The following is a 13731-nucleotide window of genomic DNA, read 5'->3' on the forward strand; positions in this document are numbered from 1 at the left end:
TTCTTTTTTTTACACTACTGTATATAGGCCGATTAATTGATTCTTCATCACTCGATTCATTTAACCTTTTATCTGATTCCTTAGCCAGTTCGATTCTTAATTCCGCAAATTACTTCCTCCTTTAAACACACATTATTTTGCAACTGCCTGTAAGGCTGTTCCTTCTTTTATTTCATCGCTGCCGTTTTGTACCAGTTGATCATTGTCTGATAAATCACCAAAAACTTCTACCAGTCCGTTAGATTCATTCCCACACTTCACTGGTATCCACACCGCTTTGTTGTTGACGGATTTGATCACAAATACTTTCTCTGAATTAGTGATGATGGCGGATTTCGGCACCACGTACACATCTTTCTTACCGGGCATGGGCATTTGTACTTCTGCATACATACCGGGCAGCAGTTTGGCGTTTTTGTTGGCCACATCCATCTCCAGTATTTCTGAGCGAAGCTTTACATCCAGACTACCGGCAATACGGTTTACTTTGGCGGTAAAAGTATCTCCAGGTAATGATTTCACGGTGAAACGAACATCTCCTGCGTGGGCCGCTTCGTCTGTATATATTTCAGGTACGGCTACGGACAAACGCAGTTTCTGCTGTTCTTCCAGGCGAAACAAAGGTCTGTCAGAACCTTTCCCCGCCGGGCCTACATAGGTGCCCGGATGTACGTTACGTTGACTGATAACGCCGCTGAAAGGTGCCCGGATCACGAGATAGCCCAACATCTGTTGCACTTCATGATAGGAAGACCGGGAGGATAATAACTCCGCGCTGTCTGCACTCATTTTCTCAAAAGCCATATCCAGGTCGTTGGGGGAAATGGTACCTGGCACTTTACTTGTTTTCAGCAAACGCTCGTAGGTAGCGCGGCTGGCACGGAACATGGCTTCTTTAGTGTGGAGGCGTGACTGCGCTTCCAGCAATTGTGTATTCATTTCAGGTGCATCCAGTGTAGCCAGCACCTGGCCGGCGAGTACCTGGCTTCCCAGATCTACATTCACATTTTTCACATAGCTATTTACCTTTGCATACAGGTCGGCAAACTGGAAAGGCTTTATTTCTCCCGGTAACCTGAGAGATGCATCCAGCTGGCTTTTCTGCAGGTGAATAATTTTCACCTGTACACTTTGATTCTCCGAAGTATTTTCATCATCTGCCCGGGAACTATGGCAGGAAGCAAAAAACAGCCCTATTGGTAACAACGCAGCAGCCGTCATGACCCGATACGACAGGCTGTATTTATTTATATTCATGATATTGGTATGTCGTTTAGTCATTATAGTTATACTTAAAACGGCGCTGTTAAACACGTTCCGCGCCGGGAACATAATACTGACTGTTTTCATCTTCCGGATCCAGCGACACCGATTTCACGGTAGTTTTCTGTTGTACCCAGGAGAAAATCAAAGGCAGAATAAACAGGGAAGCAAACGTACTGGCGATCAATCCGCCAATTACGGCACGACCCAATGGAGCCGTTTGATCACCCGCTTCACCCAAACCGGAAGCCATTGGTATCATACCCGCCACCATGGCGATACTGGTCATCAGGATGGGACGCAAACGAATAGAAGTACCTTCCAGCGCAGATCTGCGGGCATCATGATTTTCCAGCCGCAACTTCTCCGCATTTGTAATCAGCAGAATAGCATTGGCCACCGATACCCCCACCGACATGATAATACCCATGTAAGATTGCAGATTGAGAGTAGAACCGGTGATCAGCAACATGATCAGCGAACCGGCCAATACCGCAGGGATAGTAGAAATAACCACCAGCGCCACTTTGAACGACTGGAAGTTAGCTGCCAGCAATAACAGGATCACCACAATAGCTACCGCCAAACCGGATTGTAAGCTATCCAGCGTTTCTCCCAACAAATTCATCAAGCCGCGCTTTTCTACGGTAATACCACGTGGTGGCTCACCGGCACGCTTAATAGCCGCCGCAACTGCCGCAGAAGCATTGCCCAGATCTTTCTTATAAATATTAGCACCAATAGACACAATTCTTACGGCTCCGATACGATCATATTCTCCTACAATGGTATCCGGTGTGAGTGTAGCCACATCTCCCAATGAAGGGCGGGACTTATCTTTACTCACCGGGATAGCCGCCATATCATTGATACTGCTCATTTCATTTTCAGGTACAGATATCTGTACAAAATAAGAGGTGGCGTTTCGCTCATCCAGCCAGTTATTCTTTTCCGTAAAGCGGCTGGAAGAAGTCGATGCAGTCAGCGACTTGGCGATATCTGTTACGCTTACGCCCAGCTGCCCGGCCCTTTCCCGGTCGATGTTAATACGGATAGCCGGATAATCCATCGGTTGATTAATCTGTATATCACGCAGGTAAGGAATCTTTTTCATCTCTTCCATTACCTTCTTGGCAAACGGTACGCTTTCTTTCAGGTTTTTACCCATCACCGCAATTTCAATCGGCGTAGCGGCACCCTGGCTCATTACCTTGTCGGTCAGATCAATAGGCTCAAAGCTCATCTTCACTTCCGGCATTTGTTCGTGGATACGCTTACGGAGTTTCTCCTTAAACTCGTCCATATTCACCTTGTAATCCTCTTTCAGATTTACCTGTAGTACGGCCTCGTTAGGAGTGGCCATGAACAGGTAAATGGGATTGGTAGAATAGGACGAGGGATGTGTACCGATAAAGGAGGAGGTGATGTCGATGTTTTTAGCACCGACCATCTCCTTCAGAATCTCCGTTGATTTAATAAGCATGGTTTCCGTCCGTTCCAGGCGGGTTCCCGTTGGCTCTTTCAGGCGCAACTGGAATTGTCCGTTATTCAGTTTAGGTAAAATATCACGGCCTATAATACTTATGCAAAGGGCTACTATTCCGAGAACACCCAGGAAGTACGCACCTATGACTAGTTTCCGTCTTTTTAGTAATGTTTCCAGCCATCCGATAAAGCGAAGCTTAAACCGGTCGAAGCCTGAAATAGTTTTCGTGTGTTGTTTTTCATCTGCTATCTCTGTTTCTATATAGCCGGCTGTTTTATGCGCATCATTACTATGGACATGCGGACGGGCATGATGCTGAAATTTTTCTTCCTTCAACATCCAGTTCGCCAGGATAGGCACCAGTGTTTGTGACAGCAGGTAAGAAGCAATCATGGAAAATCCGATGGCCAGCGACAATGGCATGAACATCGCGCGGGGCACACCTGTCATGGTAAAGGAAGGTGCAAATACCGCGAGTATACATAGCAGGATCAGTAATTTCGGGAAAGCAATTTCCTGACATGCATGCCATACTGCCTGGGCTTTGGGCTTACCCATTTCCAGGTGCTGGTGAATATTTTCAATGGTAACGGTAGACTCATCTACCAGGATACCGATTGCGAGTGCCAGTCCACTCAGTGTCATAATATTGATGGTTTGCCCGAAGAGTTTCAGGAACATCACACCGATGATGATAGACACCGGAATAGTGATGATCACAATGTAAGCGCTACGGCGATCTCCAAGGAACAGCAGCACCATCAGGGCTGTCAGTACTGCACCAATTACCCCTTCACTGATCAAGCTTTTCACTGCATTGATCACATATACACTCTGGTCAAATACAAAAGATATTTTTACATCTTCCGGTAATAACTTCTGTATCTTGGGTAATGCATCTTTTAAATTATTCACCACCGTCCAGGTAGAAGCGTCTGCTGTTTTAATGATGGGCAGGTAAACAGAACGCTTACCATTAATAACTGCATAGCTACTGGTCACATCTGCCGCATCTTCTACTTTGGCTACATCTCTCACAAACACGGTAGGACCATCTCCCATTACCAGCGGAATATTTTCAAATTCCTTTACAGTGCGGATCACCGTATTAGCGGGGGTGAGATAGGTGATATCACCGATACGTACGTTACCTGCCGGAGATATCTGGTTATTATCTTTGATGGCGGCAACTACCTGGTCTGCCGTAAGATGGTGACTGCGCATCTGTTCCGGATCTACGTGAATTACGATGGTGCGGGAGTTACCACCAAAAGGTGCAGGTGAAGTAAGACCGGCAATACGGCTAAATGATGGTCGTACTACGGTCATGGCCAGATCCTGTAGTTCGTTATTGGAACGGGTAGGACTGCTCAGTGCCAGCTGCCCGATGGGCAAGGTGCTCGCATCAAAGCGAATGATAAAAGGCGGTTGCGTACCAGACGGCATCGCGGAGAATGCACGATTGGCCATGGCAGTCACTTCCGCCGCGGCTTGCGCCATGTTGGTCCCTTCATAAAAAGAGATCTTAATCATGGTGAGGCCCTGAATATTTTTGGCTTCAATATCCTTTACACCTGTTACATACAGGAAGAGGTTTTGATAGTTGGTAGCAATAAAACCTTCCATCTGTTGTGGCGACATACCACCATAAGGTTGTGATACGTAAATGGCCGGCAGGTTGAGGTCTGGGAAGATATCTATTTTAATATCCCGCGTAGATTTAATACCAAAAAACAAGAGGCCCATCACAACTACGATGATGGCTATTGGTTTTTGTAATGCGGTTTTAATCAGGTTCATGTGAGTTCGTTCAAAAATTGAAGGTTTTTATGGAGCTGTTAGCAGTTAGCTTTTAGCTTTTAGATTAGAGCGGATAACTTATGAAGCTAGTCGCTCTAATCTAAAAGCTAATAGCTAATAGCTAAAAGCTATAGCTGGCTTAGAAACAACTGCAAATCCCCTACTGTAGCAGATTTATAGAGTATTGCCTGCCATACGCCGTTGTAGGCAATATCTCTGTCTGTTTCCGCCCGGTTAATATTATACAGGGCCTGGGCCAGGTCTGCGATATTGGATAATCCGTTTTCATACAGGGTACTCTTCTGCAGAAATGCGTCACTGGCTGCTTTCAGGCCAACAGGCGCTTCCCGGTATTTCTTCACTGCATTATCTATTTGTTGTTCCGACAGTTGCAGCTGATGTTGCAGGCGGCTGTAGGTTTGATTGTATTCATTCTTCAATCCTTCTGTGGTATAGTGCTGACGGGCTACCTGCGAGTGCGTGCGCCAAAGATCTGTTACCGTCCAGGAAAGGTTGAGGCCCACGAGATAATTAGCTACCTGTGGTTTCACACCCGACCAGTATCCCTGGCTGTAGTGGCTCAGGTTAGCGGCGCTATAGTCGTAGTCAAAACCGGAGCCTCGCGTTTGCATCACACCCATGAATGATAGGCGGGGCATGGCGTTTTTGCTGATCAGTTGTTGATTGGCTTCACTCAGGGTAACGCGGGAGCTGAATAATTTCAGCAGTGGTTGTTCTTTCAAAGACACGGAATCCTGTGCTGATACTGTTTCCAGCAGCTTATTTGGAATTTTGGTAACGAAAGTGGTGTCCAGGATAAAGTCCTGTGCCGGTACATCCATCATTTCCGCCAGTTTGTTGCTCTGAGCATTTTCATAATTCACTGCATCCACCAGCGTCAGTTTGGCTTTGGATACTTCTGCGTTGGCGATGGAGCTGTCTACCCCGGCACTGAGGCCATTCAACGCGCGTGATACAATAATATGTTGCAGGTCCTGTGCACGTTTCAGGTTGGATTCCATGGAACCTCTCAAACGTTGCGCTGCCAGCAGATTGAGATACGCGCCGGCAATACGTATTTGTTGTTCAAATGTTTCCTGGTCCAGGTCTGCGCGGTTAGTATTCAGTTGTTCTTTAGCTGCCAATACTTTTGCGTGTTGGCGCCCAAACGTCACTACATCCCAGCTGATGTTAGCCAGATATAGTCCGCCAAAAGCGGCATTCCAGTTTTGCGTAGGCAGTGCCGGTCCGGAGGCGCCGGTCGTCCAGCCTTTGTAGCCCCACATCGGGCCATTTTCTCCATTCACAGTACCATAGCTGTTTTGAGCGGAAAGATTCAGATCAGGTAAGTATTCTCTTTTAACTGCGCTGATATTTTCTGTAGCTGCCTTAGCATAGTTTTCTTTTGCCTTGATGGACTGATAATTTTTCAATCCTGTTTGTAGTGCTTCCTGCAAGGTGAGCGGGCGGGTTTGACCCATCACAGCCGCCGAACTGCAACCTGCTGTAATGACCAGCAGGCAAAGCGGTTTCCAGATGTTCATATATTAATCTATAGCGTCTAAAAAAAGCCGTTGATAAGGGCTGGCAAATAAGTATGCAAATATAAACCGGGGTTAGTGGAGCATGTTAGGACAATTCAGCTATTGACTTGTACTATTTGAACATCATGTCCCGGAAATCCTGTGGAGAGATACCCGTATTATTTTTAAAAAAGCGGCTAAAGTAGGCAGGGTCTTCAAATCCAAGCTCATAGCAGATCTCCTTGACACTTTTATGACTAAATGCCAGGTTGCGTTTGGATTCGAGCACAATCCGGTCGTGCAATAATTCTGTCACTGTGCGACCGGTGGTGTCTTTCGTAATTTCGTTCAGTCTTTTTGGGGTAAGGGCAAAAGCGGCGGCATAAAAAGATACCTGGTGTTCACAATGGTAGTGTTGCTCCAGCAGGCGCCGGAGCTGTACTACCCGGGCATCGTGGGTAAGCGGCATCATGGTTTCTGTGGCATTGCGTTTCTTTTCCCTTTCCGCCAGCAATAAGAAGGCATTCAGGTAATGTTTCACAATACCCTGGCTGCAGTTGGGGGCAAAGTTTTTTTCTCTGCTCATCAGCTCAATCAACCCCTGCAAAGATGCAGTGGCATTGTCGCTGATCCGGATGGGCCCGTATCCGTGCCAGTTATCGAAAAGCGTCGTAAAGTCGTACAGTGTTTCTTTATCATGTTTGTTAGTGAAATAAAACTGTTCTGTAAAATACAGGAAGTAGCCTTCCCGTTCACAGTCCAGCTGATGTACCTGTCCGGGTCTGAGCAGAAAGATCATATTATCATCCACATCATACCACACGAAATCCACCATGTGCCTGCCTTTACCCTTTGTAAACCAGATAATCTGAAAGTGATCATGGCGGTGAGGCTGGTCTGTCAGTTCATTGCGGAACATGCCCAGTGATGCGATATTAAACTGCCCTTTAAATGGTAGCTGCTGATAAGGTATATCAATGCTTTTATTAACTAACATATGAAGGCTCAAATTTACGGCTTTATCCCCTATTTGTGTCGCCCTGCAACCACCGTTCGTGGAATTTAATGTAGCTTTAAGGTGAGCTCATATATGACCTCTTTTTTGACTTTTACTAAGCAGGTTTAGTTAACTTTGCTTCCGCAGGAAAACAAAACAAACGTATGCAACTTTATTGCGACTCTCTGACAGAATACAAGCGATTGGCCACACTGGAAGTTAAGGTGGGAGATCTTATTATCGGAAATTTTAACCCGATCCGCATTCAAACGATGACCACCACCGATACCATGGACACCGCCGCCACAGTAGCGCAAACGATCCGTTGTATCGAAGCTGGTGCAGAACTGGTGCGTATTACCGCCCCCAGTAAAAAAGAAGCGGATAACCTGCTCGTGATCAAAAACGAATTACGCAAACAAGGCTACAACGTTCCTTTGGTAGCAGATATCCACTTTACCCCCAATGCAGCAGAAATAGCCGCACGCATCGTAGAAAAAGTACGTGTGAACCCGGGGAACTATGTAGATAAGAAGAAATTTGAACAGATAGATTATACCGACAGTGAATACCTGGAAGAAATAGACCGCATCCGCGAACGTTTTTCTCCACTGGTAAAAATCTGTAAGGAATATGGCACCGCTATGCGCATCGGTACCAACCACGGTTCGCTGAGCGATCGTATCATGAGCCGCTACGGCGATACCCCCATGGGTATGGTGGAAAGTGCCATGGAGTTTTTGCGTATTGCAGAAAACCTGGACTACCGCAATATTATACTGAGCATGAAAGCCAGTAACCCACAGGTGATGGTACAGGCTTACCGTCTGCTGGTGCAAACCATGCAGCAGGAACTGGGCCACTGCTACCCGCTGCACCTGGGCGTAACAGAAGCCGGCGATGGTGAAGATGGTCGTATTAAATCGGCTATCGGTATCGGTACATTGCTGGAAGATGGCGTAGGTGATACCATTCGCGTATCCCTGACAGAGGACCCCGAATTTGAGCTGCCTGTATGTAAGGATATTGTGAAAAGATATGCTAACCGCAACGACTATACGACTATTCCACCGGTAACCACCGTGCCCTACTCTCCTTTTACATACCAGCGCCGCGAAACTACCCATGTGGAAAACATCGGGGAAAAACAGGTGCCTGTAGTAGTAGCAGATTACAGCGCAAAAGAACACCTGCAACCGGCAGATCTCACCGCCATCGGCTACCAATACGATGAACCCAGTGATAAATGGAATATCGGCGATGCAGCAGCAGACTACATCTACACCGGCAAACAACTGCCTTCCTTCGGATTGCCCGGCACTTTGCGGGTAGTGATAGATGCTCAATACTGGAATACTTTGGAAAATAAACTGGAGCTGGTTCCTTATTTCAATCCCCGGGAATATATACAGGCCTGTGAAGTTGATAAAAGAGCGCGCATTAATTTTGTTCAATACAACTGTAACTATCAGGAGCAAGACACGCTGCCCCATATGGAACTGCTGCGTTACCTGGTTCGGCCCAACATCGCTAACAGCACTGTGCTCGTAGCTTCTGCCACCGGAAGTAATGCCATGGCCGCTATCAGACGCCTGTTCATTACCTTGCTTGAAAATAACATCACCGTTCCTGTTATCATCCATAGTATCAGTCATCAGCCTTCGGCAGATGAACACCTGATCCACCACGCTACCGAAGCCGGGGCGCTGCTCCTGGATGGTTTCGGCGATGGACTGTGGTTAAGTAATGCGGATAACACCCCTGCACTACTCACTTTGAACAATGTAGCATTTGGTATTTTACAGGCTACCCGTACCCGCATTTCCAAAACAGAATATATTTCCTGCCCTTCCTGCGGCCGCACCCTGTTTGATTTACAGGAAACTACTGCCAGGATCCGGGCAGTAACCCATCACCTGAAAGGTGTGAAAATTGCCATCATGGGCTGTATCGTGAATGGTCCTGGTGAAATGGCCGATGCCGACTTTGGCTATGTAGGCAGCGGTGTAGGCAAAATCACCCTTTACCGGGGTAAAGAAATCGTGAAACGTGGCCTTAACAGTGATGTTGCCGTGAATGAACTGATTAACCTGATCCGCGAAAACGGTATGTGGGTGGAGAAAAACTAATTATTAAATATTGCTTAAAATGGCCTGTAGCGGATACAGCAATGAAGAAAAAAGCTTAAATTTTCGTAAAACATATTTGATATGAAAAAGCTCCTCACCGGATTGTTGGCCATGTTCATGGGTTTAACCGTAACAATGGCGCAAACACCTGCCACCGCGAAAAAAGAAGTAAAGGCCACTAAAACTAAAACAGAAAAGAAAGCAGAGAAAGCAGAAAAGAAAACAGCAGCAACAACAGCGCCTGCAACAGCTCCAGCTCCGGCAGCTACCGCCGCTAAAACAAAGAAAGACGGTACGCCAGATAAACGCTTTAAAGAAAACAAAACTACTGCCGCTCCAGCAGCAGGACCTACCAAAAAAGATGGTACACCTGACATGCGCTACAAATCAAATAACAAAAACGCAGGAAAGAAGAAAGCGTAAGCTGATCATCTGAACTGAAGCTAAATAATTAATTTCCCCGAGAGGATGTATCATATGATACATCCTCTTTTTATTATTAACACACAACTCCTCCTTTACTCATACTCTTATTTTACCACTGATAACACCTGCTTTTTCATTCAAAAACATTTTCTCTATTTTGAGCACTTACGTTTTTAATCACTTGTTGTCAATAACTTATAGTTATCATTAATAGTTATTAGTTATTTGACTTCGCTATGGTGGCGCCCTACTTTTGTATCGTAATCCACCAACCTGTAATTTTAATGGAAACCAATAAGATTCAACGTTATAAGCGGATCCTATCCGGATCTTTTGCATGCCTGTTAATGTTAGTGATGCTACTCGGTATTGAAACATTGTTGCTTTGCACACGCGATTTAACTCACCCGGACATTCCAAAGGCACCTGCTGCGCTGGCAGCTGCAACACCCATATGGCGCCCACCAGCTGTTACTACCATTCCCAGCGGGGAAAAGGGGACTGCTATTCTTTACGGACAAGCACTGGTAAGTGAAACGGCCCGATACCTGGGACCCAAAGGTAGTGTGCGATCCATCACCAATGGGATGAACTGTCAGAACTGTCATTTGCAGGCCGGCACAAAACCATTCGGTAATAACTACAGTTTTACTGCCGCGTCCTACCCCAGATTCAGGGCAAGGTCCAACAGTACGGAAACACTTAATAAACGTATCAGCGACTGTTTTGAGCGTAGTTTAAATGGCACCGCACCAGACAGCAACAGCAAAGAGATGGTGGCTATAAAAGCCTATATTGAATGGCTGGGCAGTGAAGTAACGCCACAGGCAAAGCCGGATGGTAGTGGCATCAAAAAAATCGCCTTCCTGGCCCGTCCGGCAGATCCCCAAAAAGGCGCCCAGGTATATCAGCAACAATGCCAGAGCTGCCACGGCGCCAACGGAGAAGGAGTAAAAACGCCGGATGATATCACCTATACCTTTCCGCCACTATGGGGCCCGCACAGCTACAATGATGGCGCAGGATTATTCCGCCTTTCCAGCTTTGCCGGCTACGTGAAATACAATATGCCCTTTGGCGTAGATCATAATAATCCCCGCCTCACCGATGAAGAGTCCTGGGACGTGGCGGCATTCGTTAATTCACAACCAAGGCCGCATAAAGATCAGTCGGCCGACTGGCAGGATATAAAACGAAAACCTATCGACTTTCCTTTCGGACCCTACGCAGATGCCTACTCAGAGAAACAACATAAATACGGACCGTTTAAACCCATGCAACATTAATCGTTAAACAATAGAAGAACCATGAAGAAAGTAATGATCCTGCTCTGCCTCTTTAGCATATTGGGCACCCAATATGCCATGAGTCAGCGTAAAACGAAGTACAAGGCTATTTATCAGCTCAACAGCGATGACGATAAAGTGATCCGTAATACCCTGCGCAACATTAAAAATGCCCTGGAAGATCCGCGCCTGCAAAACAAAGTAACCATTGAATTGGTGGCCCATGGAAGCGGTGTTACTGCCTTCAAAAAAGATCATCCTTACGAATCATTGCTACAGGAACTGCAGACCAAAGGCGTGCTGATGGTAGAATGCGAAAACACCCTGCGGGAAAGAAATATCCCTAAAGAAGATTTGTTTCCCTTCATCAGTTACACTCCCAGCGGTAACGGTGAATTAATTATCAAACAAGCGGAAGGCTGGTCCTACGTACACCCATAAACGAAAAACATGAAATACTTTATAACAACGCTGATGGTAACCCTACTATTGGCAGGGGCGCTACATGCCCAGGATCATCACTTCGATCCCCCCTGGAATACACCACCAGCCGCGGGCGTGGCCTTTACTGTACCTGGCATCGATAACGTACCTGATTTATACGGCGACATTATCGATCCGCAACTGGTCATCTTTTTTGCAGGCAATCAGTTTATGGTCATCGATTCCCTGATCACTGATTTTAAGAAGACATATCCACAGTACAAGCGCGTATTTGCAGAAACATTGCCACCTGGCATACTGGCGCAGCAAATCCTCAGCGGATCGCTGGTATTGGGTAATCTGCGTATTGCCATACAACCGGACATCTATACCGCAGGCAAAGGCCGCATAGATCAGCTAAAGGATAGCTTCTCCCTGGTAAAAAATTATGCGGGCAACACCCTGGCCATTATGGTACCAAAAGGCAATCCTAAAAAAGTGAACCGTCTCGCTGACCTGGCCCGCAAAGACGTAAGGGTAAGCATGCCCAATCCCGCCTGGGAAGGCATCGGTAAGCGGATAGAAGAAGCCTATGTAAAAGCAGGTGGCACTATGCTGCAACAAACCATTATGAAAGATAAGGTAGCCAAAGGCAGCACCTATCTCACAAAAATCCATCATCGGGAAACACCTTTACGCATTCTGTACAAACAGGCAGATGCCGGCCCGGTATGGTTTACAGAAGCTTATTATCAGCAAATGATTGCCCACCCGGTAGACGTGGTAAGAATACCGGAAAAGGAAAACATCCGGGCCTCCTATTGGGCTGGTATCCTGAAAAGTGCACCACATCCGGAAGCTGCAAAGGCTTTTATGGACTTCCTGATGGGACCACAGGGACAGGGTATTTATAAACACTTTGGCTTTACGCCGCCTGAGTTGTAAGGTTATTTTGTATTTTTATTGCATGTTCGATTTCAGACTCAGGGTATTTCATACCGTAGCCAAACGCCTTAGCTTCACCAAAGCTGCAGAGGAGTTATACATTTCACAACCAGCTGTTACCAAGCATATACATGAGCTGGAGCAGCAATTGGGGATGGCTATGTTTGAAAGAATAGGCAACAAAATAAAATTAACCCGTGCCGGTTTGCTGGTGATGCATCATGCAGAAATCATTTTCACCGATTACCGCAACCTCGAATACGATGTAAATCAGCTCAAACATATGCAGGGCGGGCTGTTACCAATAGGCGCCAGCACCACTATTGCGCAATACCTGATACCACCCCTGCTCGCTAAATTCAACCAACGTTATCCGGATGTAAAAACATCCCTGACAAATGGTAATACTGAGCAAATTGAACAGGCCCTGTTTGAAAAAACTATACAGCTGGGCATTATAGAAGGTAGTTCTAAAAATCCGTTGCTGAAATATGTGGAGTTTGCGAAAGATGAAATTGTGCTGGTAGGCAATGTTAAACACCAGTATGGCACCGGGGAACCGTTGACAGCGGCTGACCTGAAAACCATTCCGCTGTTGATGCGGGAACATGGTTCCGGTACCCTGGAAGTGATCACGGAAGAACTGAAGCGCTTAAAACTAAAGATCACTGACCTGAATGTGGCCATGTATATGGGCAGTACGGAAAGTATCAAATCATACCTTCACCATTCGCCCTGTGCTGCATTTGTATCCTTACATGCAGTACAGCGCGAACTGGAGCTGGGAGAGTTTACCATTTTGCCGGTGAAAAACTTTAAGTTGGTAAGGAAGCTGCATTTCACTTATCTGCAGGGGCTTCAGGACAAACTTTGCCAGCTTTTTATCCGTTTTGCAAAGCAAAATATGACGGAATAACGACTACGTATCTACGCTATTTATTCAACAAATGCCAATGCAGCATTTCTCCTGAAGAAGCTATTTCTTCCATGCCCAGGTGTTGTAAAACTTTCATAGACGCAACGTTGGTAACATCGCACTCGGCAATCAGCTTTTTCACATGTGGCTGCCGGAATGCCCATGATACCAGGGCGGCGGCAGCTTCCTGCATATATCCCTGGCCCCGGTGAGATGGCAACATGGCATAGCCAATTTCCACTACCCCATTTTTATCAGGGCGTCCTTTAAAGCCGGCATCTCCTATCACCACTTTCTCATCTTTGGATACAATAATCCATAACATCCAGGGAAATGATTTGGGATCATGTTGCAGCAGCTCTATAAAGTGAGGCAATTGTTCTTTCAGATCCTCCTGTGGCCATTCTTCCGGTATGCCGGCCTCCAATACTTCGCGGGCATGAGGGTGCCGCAGATATATTTCCGTCAGCAAGGGCAAACGGCATGGATATATGAATAAGCGTGCAGTACTCAGGGGTAACATGAATCGGGATTTAA

At 46.4% G+C, this 13731-nt stretch carries 11 protein-coding genes; 6 read left to right on the forward strand and 5 right to left on the reverse strand.

All coding sequences use genetic code 11. The features are described 5' to 3' along the window. Positions 1–132: 132 nt before the first annotated feature. From AC1DCV_RS13860 to AC1DCV_RS13875, 4 genes are all read right to left on the reverse strand, one after another. Positions 133–1281, reverse strand: a complete 1149-nt coding sequence (locus AC1DCV_RS13860; RefSeq protein ID WP_477023697.1) for an efflux RND transporter periplasmic adaptor subunit — start codon at positions 1279–1281, stop codon at positions 133–135. Positions 1282–1306: 25 nt separating this feature from the next. Then, on the reverse strand, positions 1307–4549 hold the full coding sequence (locus tag AC1DCV_RS13865) for an efflux RND transporter permease subunit (protein ID WP_477023698.1): 3243 nt from the start codon (positions 4547–4549) through the stop codon (positions 1307–1309). A 128-nt stretch (positions 4550–4677) separates the two neighbouring features. Further along, positions 4678–6093 (reverse strand): TolC family protein, encoded by a 1416-nt coding sequence (locus tag AC1DCV_RS13870; protein WP_477023699.1) that lies wholly within the window; start codon positions 6091–6093, stop codon positions 4678–4680. A 112-nt stretch (positions 6094–6205) separates the two neighbouring features. Further along, a complete protein-coding gene (locus AC1DCV_RS13875; RefSeq protein ID WP_477023700.1) occupies positions 6206–7069 on the reverse strand; it encodes a helix-turn-helix domain-containing protein in 864 nt (287 codons plus the stop codon). Positions 7070–7233: 164 nt separating this feature from the next. Here AC1DCV_RS13875 and ispG point away from each other — a divergent pair, with 164 nt between their 5' ends. From ispG to AC1DCV_RS13905, 6 genes are all read left to right on the forward strand, one after another. Then, positions 7234–9198, forward strand: a complete 1965-nt coding sequence (ispG, locus tag AC1DCV_RS13880; protein ID WP_477023701.1) for a (E)-4-hydroxy-3-methylbut-2-enyl-diphosphate synthase — start codon at positions 7234–7236, stop codon at positions 9196–9198. An 81-nt stretch (positions 9199–9279) separates the two neighbouring features. After that, entirely contained in the window at positions 9280–9621 is a 342-nt protein-coding gene (locus AC1DCV_RS13885) for a hypothetical protein (RefSeq protein ID WP_477023702.1), read from the forward strand. A 287-nt stretch (positions 9622–9908) separates the two neighbouring features. Continuing rightward, complete coding sequence (locus AC1DCV_RS13890; RefSeq protein ID WP_477023703.1) at positions 9909–10910, forward strand: c-type cytochrome; 1002 nt, start codon at positions 9909–9911, stop codon at positions 10908–10910. A 21-nt stretch (positions 10911–10931) separates the two neighbouring features. Next, positions 10932–11351, forward strand: a complete 420-nt coding sequence (locus AC1DCV_RS13895) for a DsrE family protein (protein WP_477023704.1) — start codon at positions 10932–10934, stop codon at positions 11349–11351. A 9-nt stretch (positions 11352–11360) separates the two neighbouring features. Then, positions 11361–12278 carry a molybdate ABC transporter substrate-binding protein gene (locus AC1DCV_RS13900; protein ID WP_477023705.1) on the forward strand — a complete coding sequence of 306 codons (918 nt, stop codon included), beginning with the start codon at positions 11361–11363 and terminating at the stop codon, positions 12276–12278. A 22-nt stretch (positions 12279–12300) separates the two neighbouring features. Continuing rightward, entirely contained in the window at positions 12301–13194 is an 894-nt protein-coding gene (locus AC1DCV_RS13905; RefSeq protein ID WP_331961384.1) for a LysR substrate-binding domain-containing protein, read from the forward strand. A gap of 16 nt (positions 13195–13210) precedes the next feature. Here the strand turns inward: AC1DCV_RS13905 and AC1DCV_RS13910 are convergent, their stop codons facing one another. After that, complete coding sequence (locus AC1DCV_RS13910; protein ID WP_477023706.1) at positions 13211–13717, reverse strand: GNAT family N-acetyltransferase; 507 nt, start codon at positions 13715–13717, stop codon at positions 13211–13213. Positions 13718–13731: the final 14 nt, after the last annotated feature.

The sequence above is a fragment of the Chitinophaga sp. 10T418 genome, assembly GCF_056394125.1.

Excerpts from the sequence above, each read along its gene's own strand:
- AC1DCV_RS13860 (WP_477023697.1), bottom strand. The coding sequence starts at position 1,281 with ATGACTAAACGACATACCAATATCATGAATATAAATAAATACAGCCTG.
- AC1DCV_RS13865 (WP_477023698.1), bottom strand. The coding sequence starts at position 4,549 with ATGAACCTGATTAAAACCGCATTACAAAAACCAATAGCCATCATCGTA.
- AC1DCV_RS13870 (WP_477023699.1), bottom strand. The coding sequence starts at position 6,093 with ATGAACATCTGGAAACCGCTTTGCCTGCTGGTCATTACAGCAGGTTGC.
- AC1DCV_RS13875 (WP_477023700.1), bottom strand. The coding sequence starts at position 7,069 with ATGTTAGTTAATAAAAGCATTGATATACCTTATCAGCAGCTACCATTT.
- ispG (WP_477023701.1), top strand. The coding sequence starts at position 7,234 with ATGCAACTTTATTGCGACTCTCTGACAGAATACAAGCGATTGGCCACA.
- AC1DCV_RS13885 (WP_477023702.1), top strand. The coding sequence starts at position 9,280 with ATGAAAAAGCTCCTCACCGGATTGTTGGCCATGTTCATGGGTTTAACC.
- AC1DCV_RS13890 (WP_477023703.1), top strand. The coding sequence starts at position 9,909 with ATGGAAACCAATAAGATTCAACGTTATAAGCGGATCCTATCCGGATCT.
- AC1DCV_RS13895 (WP_477023704.1), top strand. The coding sequence starts at position 10,932 with ATGAAGAAAGTAATGATCCTGCTCTGCCTCTTTAGCATATTGGGCACC.
- AC1DCV_RS13900 (WP_477023705.1), top strand. The coding sequence starts at position 11,361 with ATGAAATACTTTATAACAACGCTGATGGTAACCCTACTATTGGCAGGG.
- AC1DCV_RS13905 (WP_331961384.1), top strand. The coding sequence starts at position 12,301 with ATGTTCGATTTCAGACTCAGGGTATTTCATACCGTAGCCAAACGCCTT.
- AC1DCV_RS13910 (WP_477023706.1), bottom strand. The coding sequence starts at position 13,717 with ATGTTACCCCTGAGTACTGCACGCTTATTCATATATCCATGCCGTTTG.